Annotated in this window: 13 protein-coding genes; 1 reads left to right on the top strand and 12 read right to left on the bottom strand. The window is 43.2% G+C overall.

Features of this window, described 5'->3' with window-relative positions:
• The first annotated feature begins 22 nt into the window (after window positions 1-22).
• On the top strand, window positions 23-949 hold the full coding sequence (locus NQ095_RS10205; RefSeq protein WP_258263356.1) for a VanW family protein: 927 nt from the start codon (window positions 23-25) through the stop codon (window positions 947-949).
• Between the two features lie 33 nt (window positions 950-982).
• On the opposite strand, the gene NQ095_RS10200 is transcribed toward NQ095_RS10205, so the two are convergent.
• The 12 genes from NQ095_RS10200 to NQ095_RS10145 form a co-directional block, all read right to left on the bottom strand.
• Complete coding sequence (locus tag NQ095_RS10200; protein ID WP_258263355.1) at window positions 983-2,338, bottom strand: aspartate aminotransferase family protein; 1,356 nt, start codon at window positions 2,336-2,338, stop codon at window positions 983-985.
• 21 nt (window positions 2,339-2,359) lie between these two features.
• The gene (locus NQ095_RS10195) at window positions 2,360-3,826 is read right to left on the bottom strand and encodes a CoA-acylating methylmalonate-semialdehyde dehydrogenase (RefSeq protein ID WP_258263354.1); all 1,467 of its coding nucleotides are present in this window, start codon (window positions 3,824-3,826) and stop codon (window positions 2,360-2,362) included.
• Window positions 3,827-3,971: 145 nt separating this feature from the next.
• Window positions 3,972-5,573, bottom strand: a complete 1,602-nt coding sequence (locus NQ095_RS10190; RefSeq protein ID WP_258263353.1) for a PucR family transcriptional regulator — start codon at window positions 5,571-5,573, stop codon at window positions 3,972-3,974.
• 59 nt (window positions 5,574-5,632) lie between these two features.
• Entirely contained in the window at window positions 5,633-5,827 is a 195-nt protein-coding gene (locus NQ095_RS10185; RefSeq protein ID WP_258263352.1) for a hypothetical protein, read from the bottom strand.
• A 1-nt stretch (window position 5,828) separates the two neighbouring features.
• Window positions 5,829-6,038, bottom strand: coding sequence for a hypothetical protein (locus NQ095_RS10180; protein WP_060673287.1), 210 nt, complete (start codon window positions 6,036-6,038; stop codon window positions 5,829-5,831).
• 44 nt (window positions 6,039-6,082) lie between these two features.
• Entirely contained in the window at window positions 6,083-7,555 is a 1,473-nt protein-coding gene (locus NQ095_RS10175) for an NCS1 family transporter (RefSeq protein WP_258263390.1), read from the bottom strand.
• Between the two features lie 141 nt (window positions 7,556-7,696).
• The gene (hydA, locus tag NQ095_RS10170) at window positions 7,697-9,124 is read right to left on the bottom strand and encodes a dihydropyrimidinase (RefSeq protein WP_258263351.1); all 1,428 of its coding nucleotides are present in this window, start codon (window positions 9,122-9,124) and stop codon (window positions 7,697-7,699) included.
• 16 nt (window positions 9,125-9,140) lie between these two features.
• Entirely contained in the window at window positions 9,141-10,427 is a 1,287-nt protein-coding gene (gene preA / locus NQ095_RS10165; protein ID WP_258263350.1) for an NAD-dependent dihydropyrimidine dehydrogenase subunit PreA, read from the bottom strand.
• Window positions 10,428-10,451: 24 nt separating this feature from the next.
• The gene (locus NQ095_RS10160) at window positions 10,452-11,807 is read right to left on the bottom strand and encodes an NAD(P)-dependent oxidoreductase (RefSeq protein WP_258263349.1); all 1,356 of its coding nucleotides are present in this window, start codon (window positions 11,805-11,807) and stop codon (window positions 10,452-10,454) included.
• A gap of 83 nt (window positions 11,808-11,890) precedes the next feature.
• A complete protein-coding gene (locus NQ095_RS10155) occupies window positions 11,891-12,781 on the bottom strand; it encodes a nitrilase-related carbon-nitrogen hydrolase (RefSeq protein WP_258263348.1) in 891 nt (296 codons plus the stop codon).
• 428 nt (window positions 12,782-13,209) lie between these two features.
• The gene (locus NQ095_RS10150) at window positions 13,210-14,664 is read right to left on the bottom strand and encodes a carbon starvation CstA family protein (RefSeq protein WP_258263347.1); all 1,455 of its coding nucleotides are present in this window, start codon (window positions 14,662-14,664) and stop codon (window positions 13,210-13,212) included.
• Between the two features lie 224 nt (window positions 14,665-14,888).
• Entirely contained in the window at window positions 14,889-15,407 is a 519-nt protein-coding gene (locus tag NQ095_RS10145; RefSeq protein ID WP_258263346.1) for an ankyrin repeat domain-containing protein, read from the bottom strand.
• Between the last annotated feature and the right edge of the window lie 4 nt (window positions 15,408-15,411).

Here is a 15,411-nt window from a genome sequence, read left to right as displayed (position 1 = left end):
ACCAAGGAAAGGGAGGATTCATATGCTTTTGATTAAACTGTCTGCGATAGGTCTGTTGGTATTTCCGGCAATGGGAAGTCACGATCACCTACATATCCAATCCCCAAATCACACACAAATTTCAGTTGAACGTCACTACCTTGAATCACCATTATTGGATGAACCATTAATGAATGAGAAGCACTATGAGGATTTTGTTTCTCATGTTCAAAATATAGTCTATACCCCTCCTCATAATGCCTATATTAATGAACATAACCAGATAGTCCCCGAAGTGGCAGGATATATGCTCCATGAAAGGAAATTCCGTAATCTGGTCGATGGTTTTTTATTCTCAAAGGGATCGGGCTTGATCGAACCTCCTTTATTGACGTTATATCCAAAGGTGGATAGTGAAATTCTCGCTCACATACGAACGCAAAAAATCGGGCAGTATGTAACGTTCTTTAATAACCATAATGAAGAGCGAACGCAAAATATTACCCTCGCAACCAAAAAAATCAACAATGCGGTGGTGTTTCCAGGTGAGGTGTTCTCTTTTAATGGAGTGGTCGGAAAAAGAACGAAAGAAAAGGGTTATAAAAAAGCTCCCGTCATTGTAAGAGGGGAACTTTCAGAGGATATCGGCGGTGGTATCTGCCAGGTATCATCGACCTTATATAATGCGGTAGATCAAGCGGGCGTAACAATATTGGAAAGGTATCATCACTCGAAACGGGTTCCATATGTCCCTAAGGGCAGGGATGCAACCGTAAGCTGGTACGGTCCCGATTTCACCTTTAAAAACGCTTATAATCAGCCAATACTCATTCGGGCAAAAATTATAGGTGGACAAGTGATCATAACCGTCCATTCATCAGATCTTATCAATGTACAAAAAAGAAAGGTCCCCAGTGCTTCCCATAAATTACCGCAGGAAAAACAAGTTGATCATTCCATACAAAATTAAAGGCATCTGCACTTGCAGACGCCTTTAATCAGGTTATTTAAGGTGTTGAATCCCTTCAATGACAGTCGATATCAGCCGTTCCAGATCTTCTTCTTCGATGTTTAACGGAGGTGATATGGTCAGGACGTTATTGAACCCTGCCACCGTAGCACCATTTTTTCCGATGATGACTCCGTTCTGCTTACAATATCCTATGACTGAGTTTACTTTATCCAGCTCCAATGGCTCCTTGGTATCCTTATGCGTCACCATCTCAATTCCGATCAATAATCCCTTTCCTCTGACATCCCCTACATTGGGGTGATCCTGGAGGTGATTTTTCAAGGAATTTAACGTTTTTTCCCCCAGGTCTTTTGACCTGTCAAAGAGTCTCTCTTTTTCCATGATTTCAATGTTCTTCAAAGCCAGGGCACAAGCTGCAGGATTTCCTCCGAATGTATTAATATGACGAAAATAATCATATTCTTCAGATCCTTTAAAAGCTTCATAGATCTCTCGTTTTACAGCTGTGGCGGATAATGGGAGATAAGCACTGGTTATCCCCTTGGCCATTGTGATAATATCAGGTTTCACATCATAATTCATAAAGCCGAATGCCTTTCCGGTCCGCCCAAAACCACAAATCACTTCATCTACTATTAAGAGAGCCCCATGCTTCACACACACTTCTTTGGCAGCCTTCATATAACCATCCTGCGGCATGAGGATTCCTCCGCCAGTAATAATTGGTTCCATGATCAGTGCAGCGACTGTTTCACTTAGTTCCCATGTCATGGCCTGATCAATTGCCTTCACTCCCGGCAGGTCATGGGGATCTCCCCCCTTCAATTCATCGCGGTATGCGTCCGGAGGAGCAACATGGTGAAATCCAGGCGCCAATGGTTCATACTTAAATTTCCGCTGAGCCTGCCCTGTAGCAGCCAGTGCCCCCATAGAATTACCGTGATACCCTCTATACCGTGAAAAAATTTTATATCTTCCGTGCTCACCGTTTTGTTGATGATACTGGCGGGCGATTTTAAAGGCCGTTTCATTCGCTTCAGATCCACTATTAGAGAAGAAAATCACATAGTCATCACCAAGTAATTGATTTAACTTCTCTGCAAGTTCAATGGCTGGCTGATGACTCTGGGTAAGAGGAAAGTAAGCCATTTTCTTCAGCTGCTCGTAAGCCGCTTCCGCTAACTCCTGTCGTCCATATCCAACGTTTACACACCATAATCCTGCCATACCATCAAGATACTTCTGTCCATCCTGATCAGTTATCCACGACCCGTGAGATTCTGTCACAACCATCGTTCCCCCGGGATTATATGGTTTCATGGAGTGCCAAATGAGTTTCTCGTCCTGCGTTAACCATACATCTTGAGAGTGACCAGCTTTTACCATGAAGATTCCCCCTAACCCTGATTAAAAATCAAATCGAGAAGTGATCATTTTCTTCCTAGTATAGAAATTTACTCCGTCTTTACCATTTACATGCATATCTCCATAGAAAGAATCCTTCCACCCTGAAAATGGGAAGAATGCCATAGTTGCCGGAACCCCCACATTAATTCCCAGCATCCCTGCGTCTGCTTCCTCCCTGAACTGTCTTACGGCACGGGCGTCTTTCGTATAAATGGTTGCACCGTTACCGTATCTTGACTGGCGGATGTAATCCAGTCCCTGGTCCAGATCTTCTGCTCTTAAAAGACTGAGAATAGGTGCAAACATCTCTTCTTTCGCGATCGTCATTTCCGGAGTCACATGGTCAAAGATCGTCGCCCCCAAGAAGTTCCCTTCCTTAAAATCTTCCATTTCTTTACGGCCGTCCCTAATGAGTGACGCTCCTTCTTGTATGCCTTTTTCAATATAACCGAGGGTCTTCTCCCGGTTTTCCTTTCGAATGACCGGAGTTAGCAGCACTTCCTCATCCATCCCATTGCCTATACATAATTCGTCTGCTTTTTTACTTAAAGCCTTCACAAACTCTTCATTGTCCCCGACCACCACTACTGCACTGCATGCCATGCATCTCTGTCCTGCACTGCCAAATGCTGAACTGATGATATGTTCAGCCGCTTTATTGAAATCCGCATCAGGCATGACGATGTGATGGTTTTTTGCTCCCGATAGCGCCTGGACCCTTTTTCCTTGTGTGGCAGCCTGTTGATATACATATTTCGCAACCGGCTGGGAACCGACAAATGAGATGGCAGCAATGTCTTTATTCTCGAGTAAGCCATTCACTACATCATGGGCGCCGTGTACCAAGTTGAGGACCCCGTCGGGCATACCCGCCTCTGTTAACAACTCTGCAAGTCGATTGGCTAAGATCGGGGTTCTTTCAGACGGCTTCAATACGAAAGTATTTCCACATGCGATGGCAAGGGGGAACATCCATAACGGGACCATCATTGGGAAGTTAAATGGAGTGATCCCCCCTACAACTCCGAGTGGATAGCGGAACATTTCGGAGTCGATATCTTCCGCTATCCCACTGAGTGTCTCTCCCATCATGAGTGTGGGTGCACCGCATGCAAATTCAACACATTCTAATCCACGCTGTACTTCCCCATACGCTTCTTTAAATGATTTTCCATTTTCCTGCACCACAAGTCTGGCCAGATCATCGTGATTGTCTGAAAGCAAAGTATGATATTTATAGAGAATTCGCGCACGTTTTGGTACCGGGGTCTTTTTCCACGTTTCTGAGGCAAGCTTCGCAGCTTTGACTGCCATCGCCACATCTTCTTTAGTTGATATCGGCACCCTTGCAATCTCTTCATTTGTGGCAGGATTTAAGACTTCCAATGTTTGTGAGCTGAGGGAGTCCACCCACTTACCACCAATATAATTTTTCAATACATCTACATCTTTTTTTATTACAGTCATATTCAGTTCCTCCTTATTTCTTTTTTCGATAAGATTTTCCAAAGAAGTTCAGAACTTTCTGTATACTGGATACTTTCATTATGAAAGAAAACGCGTATACATTCATTAGACATTGTGTAACATAACCAGGGGTTCCCGCTGGACATTAATGTATCTTGGTCTTCTTCATTAAGCTTTCAGGCTGTAAATACTCATGAGCGGCCAATAGAAATTCGATTGCCACCCGTTTATCCGAGCTCATGAAATCCTCACCCAGCAAAACTTCTATTTTCTTCAGTCGATGATAGAGCGTTTGCCTCACGATAAATAACTTTTTTGAGGTTTCTTGTTTTGACCCCTGACAAGCCAGGAAAACTTTAAGTGTCTTCATTAAATTCCCATCATGCTCCCGGTCATAATCTATTAATGGCGAAAGAAAATCTTCAATCATTTCCCACATGTTCACATTCTCATTTACAATAGAGATCAATCTGAATAAATGAAGGTCATCGAAGAAATAATAGTGGTCTTTACCTGCGTCTTTTGTTCGAAATGCAAGGGTATCTTTTGCAGTTTCATAGCTTTTATGGATATCCATCATTTCGACTTGATATTTACCTGTGGCAAATACCGAATGTGACGCCTTTCCAAAAAATCCTGACCTTCCTATCTTTTCATATGCTTTTATCAATCTACCCTTCCAATTACCTGTATTTCTGGTATCTAGGAGTATGAAGATTAAATCAGAATCAATCCTTTCAGGCACCACTTTGAATCCACATTGCTCAAATATACTTTTGGTTACAAGGTTAAAGAAGGTTAGATCAAGCATTTCTTTCTCAACCAGTGTATTCGTCTTGCAAATACATACGACACCACCATGGATCGATATGTTTAGTTCATCCATAAACGTGGCGAGTCTGTCGTATGATTGATCTCCTTTTAACCAAGACATGATCCACTTTGATTCTTCCAGGCGTTTTTGTTCATCAAAATACAGTTCCCTCATCAAATATTGAGCAAGGGCAGTGGACGTCCGGTCAAGGATTAACAGCTCGTATTCACTAAACGGCTGATTGTACCGGTAGATGCACAGCTCTGCATACTCCTGATCAAACAGAATGACTTTCGTCGAAGCAATATGATGATCCTTACTGTCTTTATGTTTATAGTAGTTTTGTAGGAAAAGCTCTTCTTCCGAGGAACACATTAAGGGATGAACCTTTACATCTTGTTCTTTCAACTGAAAAAGTACCGGAACATTTAATTCTTTATGTAACACTTGAAGAATATCCCTGCATTGTTTAACTGAAAGCAGCAATTTATTCAGGTTCTGAGCATAGAAATCAAGTTTCTTGATCATCTCATATTGCTGATTGATTATAACTGCGTGTATATCCTGAGTGATACTGACAAAGGGAACTTCCCTTTCAAAAACAATAATGGGGAAATCATATTCGTCCGCCCATTCCAGGACGGCTGCTGGTATGGTAGAGATATTTGTATCAAGTTCGATACAAAGTGCTGCAGCTTCACAGGCTCCCAACTGATGTATGAGTGAAAGGAAACTGCCTTCCTCCTTCAGGGCAAGACCAGTCGAAAGAATCAATTCGTTCCCATTAAGAAGATTTTTAATGGAAGTGACTTCGACAATGTGGACCCATTTTACTTGTCTAGAGAGACCTCTGTGCCCAGCCATCACCTTAGCATGTTCAAAGTACTTTCTTTCCAGGATATCTTTCACTGAAAAATAGTAGTGACTTTTCATCCTTCTCTCCTTTTATTTGGCGTAGTAAATGGAGAAAAAGGATTGGCAGAACCAATCCTTCAATCCGCTTCAGTATGGGGGATTGCAAACTGTATCTCCTCACCCCACCACTTCACTAATTGTTCTTCAGTCAAGTGAATCGAAGACAAGACAGATAATACCCAATGAATTAATTCATCCGTCGTTTGCATATTTTCAGGGCAGAACTTCAAATCTTTATCTTCTGACAGATTACTCATTCCGCTTAGACCCATTTCAAGGGTGGGTATGAAATAAAAGATTTGAAAAATACTTTCGCGCATTCGCCGTTTTCACATGCAAAGTGGCGCTTCTTTTATTTTCTGTATGTTTAAAAACAACAAAAGCTCCACTGAGATTTTCGGTGACTTTTTCTATTTTAAAGCCCTTTTGCAGGAGAAAATCAATCTTATCTCTTTCACTTAAGAACTCTTGATAATCGGACATTTCAACACCCCCTCATTACCATACTTTAAACCACTGTAGTCTATTCAAGAAAAGCTTGTGCCCGTTGGGGATTTTTCGATAACGTTTTCTTCTGATTCTTCAATGATCCAATCACGGCCTACCGACATGCCCAGATATTTCTCATCACTGGGATCGGAAATCTCCGCCTGCTCATACTTTTTGAACCACCAATATTTGGCCAATACGTAATAGCAGAGGGCTCCTATACCAAATCCAACCAAAAACGAAAAGTTAGGAACGAAATATGACGCGACTGCCCCAAGGATCCATGAGATGAAGCCTGCAAGATTGACTCCTTTCATATAGCTGAATTGGCCCCTGTCTTCATATAATGCGGGTACATTGACCCGGCGTTTTCTTATAAAATAGTAATCCGATATCAATATTCCTACGATTGCGGATAAAATCCCCCCTACAAACAGAAGAACGGGAATGATGATATCGAAAAGATTCCATGGCTGGACGATCGTCCCCACGACCCCGGCTGTTAATACACCTGCCCAAAAAGGAAACTTTGGCCCCCCAACATTTGAAAAAATGGTGGCTGCAGGTACTATATTGGCCGCAATATTCGTAGACCATTGTGCCAGGACGATCATCAGGAGTAGGATTCCTAAAACAAATCCGCTTGCTGCCTCCTGCAGAGCAACTACAGGATCATAATTCAGTACGGCTATATACGAAATACCACCGATTAATACCATAAATGCTTGAGTTATCGGCAAGGCTATAAGATTACCAATGAGAGCACTCCGGTTTCTCTTGAACCAATTCCTTTCATTGCTTGGAGCCTTCATGAAGCGTGAAATGGAAGGTATATCTGCTGAAAGCGTTGCCCAAAATCCCATATTACTAAAAATCACAACAAGGAAAGCAGTAAATGTTGCTGCCCCTGTCACCGGACTTTCAACCCAGCTCCAAATATCTCTTCCCTGGGAAGCTGCGGAGTCGGATAATGACGAATACATCCAGACTGAGATGAGAATGATGACTGGGGCGGCAAGGTCCGCAAAACGTTCTACAGCTTTGATCCCAAGCGCCGTATTCACCAATTGAAGAATAGCAAAAATCATGAAACAAACAAACCAATTATCAAAACCTGATAATATATTTAGAATTCCGTTCATCGCTGTAGCACCGAAGTATGTGTTAATCCCAAACCACATGGAAGCAGCCAGTCCACGAACAACGGATGGAATATGCGTCCCGATCGTTCCGAAGGGTGCCCTCATGTATACTGGGAAGGATAAACCATGCTCGATCCCTATATCGCCCGTTAAGGTAATAAATAACCCAATTGCAAGGGAGCCTATGATCGTGGCTAAAACAACGAGGGGTAATGGTAACGATACGACACCGGCCCCACCGATTGCGAATGTTGCAAGTACGACTACCATCCCCACCCACATAAAGGAATAGCCAATCTTTGTAACTTTCCTTTCACTTTCTTTGATCGGTAATAAATCTGGAGACTTTAAGTAACTTCTTTTCAACATGAACACCCCGTTTTGTTTGCTTCGAATGGCATTACCAATCTTTTCACAAGAGAGGCGAGCGGGCGCAAAGTCTGACATTCTCTACACCCGGCTCGCGAGGAGTCGTTCTACCATTAAGATGGATGATTTTCTAAAAAGGTATCAGCTCTTAGAAGATTGAAGTGCTGCACTCTCTTCAATTTCCAGCAGGTTACCGTATCTCGCTCGCTTAATATACTTTCCTGCACCCTGTTTCCCTGCAAACTTTTTATCTTTGATGACATATTCACCCCTGGATAATACAGAAACCGGTTCGCCTTTAATCTTCATGCCTTCAAACGGATTATAATCTGCTGCCATATGATGGGTCGCAGCAGAAATGACTCTTTCTGCCTCCGGATCAAAGATAACGATATCTGCATCCGATCCAACGGCCACGGTTCCTTTCTGAGGATACAACCCAAACAATTTTGCACTTCTAGTCGACATGATATCCACGAACTGATTCAAGCTTATGCGCCCTTTTACAACCCCTTCTGAGAATAATATGGATACACGGTCCTCAATGATCGGTCCGCCATTTGGAATTTTAGTGAAATCTTCTTTCCCAAGATCTTTCTGCCCCTGGAAATCAAAAGAACATTGATCAGATCCCAATGTTTGAAGCTGGCCGCTTTTCAATGCATTCCATAGAACGTCCTGATGCCACTTTTCCCTTAGTGGAGGCGACCATACGTATTTCGCCCCTTCAAAGTTGGGACGTTCTAAATAAGTTTGATCAAGCACCAGATACTGTGGACATGTTTCCCCCCATACATTCAACCCTTTACTCCTCGCCGCTGAAATCTGTTCCACGGCCTCCGAACATGAAACATGTACAACATATAATTGTGAATCCGCTAATCCCGTTAGTTTAGCTGCTCTGCCAGTTGCTTCCCCTTCAAGTTCAGGAGGTCTCGTCAAAGCATGGTAAATCGGTTCCGTTTTCCCTTCTTTTAATGCCTTCTCGGTTAAGTATTCAATGACATCCCCATTCTCTGCATGAACCATGACGAGAGCCCCAAGTTCCCTTGCAGCAACCAATGTTCTAAATAGAGTTTCATCATCTGCCTGAAATACATTTTTATACGCCATAAACACTTTGAAAGATGTGATGCCCTCCTCCTGTATGACTTCAGGCAGCTGAGAGAGTACCTCTTGATTGATCTCCCCGATCATCAAATGGAAGCTGTAATCGATAACGGCTTTATCCTTTGACTTCGAATGCCATGTATCGATGGCACTTTGAAGTGGTTCTCCTTTATTCGTTAAACAGAAATCTATTAGGGTCGTTGTCCCACCGAATGCAGCTGCTATCGTTCCGGTTTCAAAGTCATCCTTTGAAACTGTTCCACCGAATGGCATTTCCAGATGTGTATGCGGATCGACTCCACCGGGAAAAATGAATTTCCCGCTTGCATCAATCACTTCAGTGTCTCCTGGATCAAATCCTTTTCCAATCGCTGCAATCTTCCCGTCTTGTATCAGGATATCTGCTTTATACGTATCGGTTGCTGTTACAATCGTTCCATTTTGAATGATTTTATCCATTACGGTACCTCCTGGGTTATTTTACTGCATTTACTTTAGAGCCCGACAAGTTACTCATGACTGCTTGACGTTCGTTCCAGGTCATCGGCATCTGACCACTCGGAACTTCAATCATGTCAATGGCACCATCAACCGGACAGACAATCGAGCAAAGATTACATCCGACACAATCTTCTTCCCGCACCTTTAGGTAGCTATTTCCATCAGGATCCTTCAGCATATCAATACACTGATGAGAGGTATCTTCACATGCAATGTGGCACTTATTACAATTGATACACACGTCATTATTGATCTTGGCCACTACACTATAATTCAGATCCAGATTACCCCAATCGGAAAATTTCGGCACAGACTTACCAACGATTCCCTGAACGGTTGATATTCCTTTATCATCTAAATAATTATTCAATCCATCAAGCATATCCTCGACGATCCTGAAACCGTGGTGCATCGCTGCCGTGCATACTTGCACTCCGGAAGCACCCATGAGCATAAACTCAACGGCGTCCTGCCAGTTGGAAACTCCACCCATACCTGAAATCGGAACATTGATCCTCGGGTTTCTGGCACACTCTGCCACCATGTTCAATGAAATGGGTTTCACTGCGGGTCCGCAATATCCACCGTGAGCTCCCTTACCGGCCACATGAGGAATTGTGTTCCATGAATCCAGATCCACTCCGGCAAGGCTATTGATGGTGTTGATCATGCTGACAGCATCCGCTCCGCCTCGAACGGCTGCTTCGGCTGTCACGGTTATATCCGTTATATTGGGTGTGAGTTTTACAATTACCGGTGTCCTGGCCACTTCCTTTACCCAGTGAGTTTGTTTCTCGACCAGCTCTGGCACTTGACCGGAGGCAGATCCCATCCCCCTTTCAGCCATCCCATGGGGACAGCCGAAATTCAGTTCCAAGCCATCAACGCCTACATCCTCAACTTTTTTGACGATTTCATGCCACTTTTCCTGCTTCGGCTCCACCATTAATGAAGCAATGATGGCGTGATTCGGGAATCTCTTCTTGGTTTCATATATTTCTTTTAAATTCACTTCCAGTGGACGATCCGTAATCAGTTCGATATTATTGAATCCCGCTACCCTCTGACCATTAAAGCTGACTGCTGCGAAACGGGATGAAACATTTATAATAGGTTCACCCAACGTTTTCCAAACTGCACCTCCCCACCCAGCCTCGAAAGCCCTTTGAACCTGATACCCTGAGTTCGTTGGTGGCGCTGATGCTAACCAAAATGGATTGGGTGATTTGATCCCCGCTAAATCTATGCTTAAATTCGCCATGGAATTCCCCCCTCGTAAACAATTTTAATTCACTTTTATTGTTGAACATATCTCATGTAAATGGTATGCTGCCTGCTTCCCTTGCTCTGCTGCCGTAACGACCATCGCTTCCCCTATACCTTTACCGAATACGATGTCCCCACAGGCAAAAATCGAGGGATTCGACGTTTGAAAAGTCCCGGGATCAACCTTCACCACTCCTTCAGAGTGCTCCAACCCGAATTGTTCAATTAGTGTAAGATGGCGGGTCTGTCCAATGGCTTTAATGACGACGTCAACGGGCAAAATGAATTCGGATCCGTTAACCGGAATGGGGCGTCTTCTTCCATCTGAGCCTTGTTCGCCAAGCTCCATCCTGATGCATTCAATCCCTGTAACCTCTCCTTTTTCATTTCCGATAATTCTTTGAGGAGCCGTCAACCAGCGGAATTCCACACCATCCTGCTTAGCAAATTCGTATTCAAAATCATAAGCTGTCATTTCTTCTTTTGTACGCCGGTATAAGATCTTAACATTCTCTGCTCCCAGACGAATGGGGCAAGTGGCTCCATCTATGGCTGTATTTCCTGCACCGATCACCACTACTTTTTTACCGATGTACTCGTGATTCAACTTGCCACTTTTGGTTTTTTTCACAAACTCAATGGCATCATGCACACCTATCAGATCTTCTCCATCAATCCTCAAGTCCGGGACACTGGACATTCCTGCAGCCAGGATGACAAAATCATGTTTCATTGCAATTTCCCCGGCAGATATATCCCGGCCTACTTTCACATTTGTCCGGATCTCTACATTCATTTTCTTTACCTGTTCCACTTCCCAATAAGAAATGCTTTGGGGAAGGCGGAACGAAACGATGCCATACGTATTTAAGCCCCCCGCTTCTTTTTCAGCCTCATAGATCGTTACATCATAACCAAAGCGCGCGAGTTCCCTTGCTGCCGAAAGCCCCGCCGGTCCCCCTCCAATGATGCCGACTTTCTTTCCGTTTGGCTCTCCCGCTTCAAAGAGCACAGTGTCATTATGTCTAGCCCAATCTGTTGCATACCGTTGAAGATCCCCGATCATAATGGGTTTAGTTGAAGAATTCAGTACACATGCTCCTTCACATAGCTCCTCTGTCGGGCAGACCCTTGAGCAGCTAGCCCCAACGGGATTTGCAGACATGATTGTCTTAGCAGATCCCTTTAAATTGCCTGATGCAATCTTTTTAATAAATGATGGTATATCGATGCCTGTTGGACAAGCTTGAATGCATGGTGCATCATAGCAATACAAACATCGATTTGCTTCCTCCAATGCCTCCCTACCAGTTAACCCCTTTTGGGTTTCCTGAAAATTCTTCTCAAGATTGAGTAATGAAAGTGTGTTGGACAAACTGACTTCCCCCTCTTCATTTCCGATTAATGAATCAAAGATTTGAGCACTCCTTAGGAATATAAACACCGGTTCCAGCTTGGTTAAGGAAGTAAAGCAGTCATATCGTTATACGTCTCGGGTCTCCGGTCACGATAAAACTGCCATGTATCCCTCACTTCCCTTAATAACTTTTTATTCATCTCCCCGATGATCACCTCATCCTGATTCCTGCTCCCAATCGAAACAAAGCTGCCCCTTGGATCGACCAGATAGGACTGGCCATAGAATTCACCCATATTCCAGGGACCTTCATACCCTACACGATTGATGGCTCCCAAATAGTACCCATTTGCCACTGCATGAGCAGGCTGTTCAAGTTTCCATAAGTATTCGGAAAGCCCCGCTACGGTCGCTGACGGATTAAAGACAATTTCTGCCCCCTTCAATCCTAATAAGCGTGCTCCTTCAGGGAAATGCCTGTCGTAACAAATATAGACCCCTACCTTGGCATAAGCCGTATCAAATACCGGATACCCAAGATTTCCCGGTTTGAAATAATATTTCTCCCAGAACCCGTATCCTTCCTCCCCGACCCCCACGTGGGGAATATGCTGTTTTCGATATTTACCCAAGTAAGATCCATCTGCGTCGATGACAGCTGCCGTATTATAGTAGGTTGCTATTCCTTCCTGCTCATAGATCGGTAGAACGATGACCACACCCAGTTCTTTGGCAAGATCCTGGAATTGTTTTGTAGTCGGACCATTCGGGATTTCTTCTGCAGAGTCATACCATTTAGGATTCTGCTCTGAGCAAAAGTACGGCCCGTAGAATATCTCCTGCAAGCATATGATTTGAGCCCCTTTTTTCGCTGCGTCTCTCACTAGTTCCACATGCTTTTTGATTGCATTCTCCTTATGGACATCCACCGTTTCATTCCCATCCACCTCATGAGAAGCCTGAATGAGGCCGATTGTAACCAAGTCTGACATTTCAATTCCCCCATTTCGCTAAGATTTTGATAAAATAGTAAGCGCTTACATTGCTTTTTGCTTCATATGTAAACACATACTAGAGTTCACTGATGTCTGAATAAATTCTGAATTTTAAGTATTTTCGCTTAATTTTAACCCGTACCAAAATAGATTGCATTATACATTGTGTAACACGAACTACCTTCATCACTTGTCATTATGTATTGAAATCAATTCATTAAGCCATCCTGTCCGTTTCTCATAAGGTATCATACGTACCACGCGAAATTTGTAGAATAATTTGTCCAAATCTTATAAAAATTCAGTTTTTAATCGACAAAGTTCACAATCCTTCATTTCTCTAATTTTTTTTGCAAAAAAGAAGCTACACGTTTTTAAATATGCACAAAAAAACAGCCTCCTCAAATGAAAAGGCTGTTCCTCGATTAACGGTATGAATTTACTGATTTCATTTCAAGTGACTGCTGTTTTTCTGGTTTGTACTTTAATACCTGTCCAATAAACCAGATCAATACGGCAAGCCAGATGATTGTTCCAAGGACCATCGAAACTGAATAAGAAAGTCCGAATCCTTCCGGTGCGTAGAAAATATACGAACTTACCACTCCTGTCATAAACAGTGCGGGAAGACTGCAAATCCAGTGGAATCTTGCTTTCTGCAATAAATAGATGGAAGCGGTCCATAGCATGACAGTCGCTACTACTTGATTCGACCAACCCACATACCTCCAAAGAAAGGCATAATCGATCTGAGTCAGCAGGAAAGTAGGTACTGCAACGGGGATGACGAGTAATCCGGGAAGCCATTTCCCCTGTATTTCTTTCTTCCGAAAATCGCTCAGTAAATCTGCGAGCATCATACGTGAGGATCTGAGGGCGGTATCCCCTGTCGTCACTGGTAGAATGATGACACCAAGGACTGCAAGTATCCCGCCGAGAGTCCCAAGGGTCGTTTTGCTTATTTCATTGACTACCCCTGCAGGTCCTCCTGAAGCCAATGCTTCTTGTAGACCGCCTGTTCCATTGAAGAATGCCATACCAGCAGCAGCCCAGATAAGTGCTATGATACCTTCAGCTACCATCGCCCCATAAAATACTTTCCGACCTTCACTTTCCCGTTTAAGGGTCCTTGCCAAGATCGGACTTTGAGTGGAATGGAAGCCCGAAATTGCTCCGCATGACACCGTGACCATTAAGAGCGGCCATAATGGCAGTTCGCCTGGATGCAAGTTCTCAAATGTTAAATTAGGTACCGGATGTTCAAAGAAGAATAATCCGATTCCGATCGCTACCGCCATAAATATAAGTATCGCCCCAAAAATGGGATAAATTCTACCGATGATTTTATTGACCGGTAAAACTGTTGCAATCAGAAAATATGTAAAGATAATAACCAGAGAGGTCATAAAGTTAAGCGGTGTCACCTCTGCCATTAGTTGCGCCGGACCCGATGTAAAGGCAGCCGCTACAAGGACCATTAACACGATGGATAAAATGTTCATGACGGACTGAACGGGTTTCCCTAAATATTTCCCTACGATTGTCGGGAACTGTGCCCCATTATGTCTCAGAGAGAGCATCCCGGAAAAATAATCATGTACTGCTCCAGCGAACAATGTTCCTATCACAATCCACAAAAAGGCCACAGGACCATATAAAGCACCCAGTATCGCCCCGAAGATCGGACCCAATCCCGCAATGTTCAAGAGTTGTACCAGACTTGCTTTCCACCAGCTCATCGGCATATAATCCAAGCCGTCTTTTTTAGCATATGCAGGTGTGATAGTGGAATCATCGACTCCGAAAATCTTTTCAACCACCTTTGAATAAAAGAAATAACCAACTACCAGAATACAGATGGATGCAAGAAATGTGAGCATCACGATGTCCTCCCTTCTCCAATTGAAATTAACGTTTATTCTAATACGAAAAACGACAAATAACAACAGAATTTTCTAAAAATATTATTTTTTCAGAATATATCAGGAGGAATGTTTTTATATAAAACCCTTCAAACCAACAATGAAAACGCGTACAATCCTTCTAAAAATTTTTCCAATATAAAGAATACGCATCCCCATTAGGGAATGCGCCTCATCTGACACTATATCTTCGTTTTCTCAAATTTCTCATGAGCCCTCAAGAAATCTTTATTATTTCTTTCAGTAGCGATCTCCAATGGAGATTGGATATCTTCTGATTGGATGACTCGACCGTTTCCAAAAGCCAGGAGCAAAGAGACAATTTCTGAGCTTCCATCGAAAGCAGCAATATGTAAAGGTGTATGCCCTGATGAATCGCTTTGATTTACATTCGCTCCCTGATTCAGCAGAAACTCCACTAATTCTTTCGATGCTTTTCCGGCGATTCCGGCATGTAGAGCTGTGTTGGAAGGAATGTAGGGTACCTTTGAATTGGAAACGGAATTGATATCTGCACCAAAATTCAGAAGGAGCTCCACGATTTCCTTTTGATCAAAGTGCGACGCCACCCCGAGTGCGGTTAAACCTTGTTCATTCTCTGCATTACAAAGATTTGTATCATTTCGTAACGTTTGTTCCACTACCGCTTTATCGCCCGTTTCGATTGCCTCAAAAAACTCTTCAATTGTAAAGGATGTCATTGAT

Origin of the sequence: Rossellomorea sp. SC111 (assembly GCF_024733565.1) — a bacterium.
In the GTDB taxonomy this organism is placed as follows: domain Bacteria; phylum Bacillota; class Bacilli; order Bacillales; family Bacillaceae_B; genus Rossellomorea.
Note: the sequence above shows the minus strand (reverse complement) of the source record. Positions and strands in the feature narration are given on the sequence as shown.

What these genes read in the sequence shown, in the direction of transcription:
- NQ095_RS10150 (WP_258263347.1), bottom strand. Translation starts at nt 14,664, where the DNA reads ATGCTCACATTTCTTGCATCCATCTGTATTCTGGTAGTTGGTTATTTC.
- preA (WP_258263350.1), bottom strand. Translation starts at nt 10,427, where the DNA reads ATGGCGAATTTAAGCATAGATTTAGCGGGGATCAAATCACCCAATCCA.
- NQ095_RS10155 (WP_258263348.1), bottom strand. Translation starts at nt 12,781, where the DNA reads ATGTCAGACTTGGTTACAATCGGCCTCATTCAGGCTTCTCATGAGGTG.
- NQ095_RS10145 (WP_258263346.1), bottom strand. Translation starts at nt 15,407, where the DNA reads ATGACATCCTTTACAATTGAAGAGTTTTTTGAGGCAATCGAAACGGGC.
- NQ095_RS10195 (WP_258263354.1), bottom strand. Translation starts at nt 3,826, where the DNA reads ATGACTGTAATAAAAAAAGATGTAGATGTATTGAAAAATTATATTGGT.
- NQ095_RS10180 (WP_060673287.1), bottom strand. Translation starts at nt 6,038, where the DNA reads ATGTCCGATTATCAAGAGTTCTTAAGTGAAAGAGATAAGATTGATTTT.
- NQ095_RS10200 (WP_258263355.1), bottom strand. Translation starts at nt 2,338, where the DNA reads ATGGTAAAAGCTGGTCACTCTCAAGATGTATGGTTAACGCAGGACGAG.
- hydA (WP_258263351.1), bottom strand. Translation starts at nt 9,124, where the DNA reads ATGGATAAAATCATTCAAAATGGAACGATTGTAACAGCAACCGATACG.
- NQ095_RS10190 (WP_258263353.1), bottom strand. Translation starts at nt 5,573, where the DNA reads ATGAAAAGTCACTACTATTTTTCAGTGAAAGATATCCTGGAAAGAAAG.
- NQ095_RS10185 (WP_258263352.1), bottom strand. Translation starts at nt 5,827, where the DNA reads ATGGGTCTAAGCGGAATGAGTAATCTGTCAGAAGATAAAGATTTGAAG.
- NQ095_RS10205 (WP_258263356.1), top strand. Translation starts at nt 23, where the DNA reads ATGCTTTTGATTAAACTGTCTGCGATAGGTCTGTTGGTATTTCCGGCA.
- NQ095_RS10175 (WP_258263390.1), bottom strand. Translation starts at nt 7,555, where the DNA reads ATGTTGAAAAGAAGTTACTTAAAGTCTCCAGATTTATTACCGATCAAA.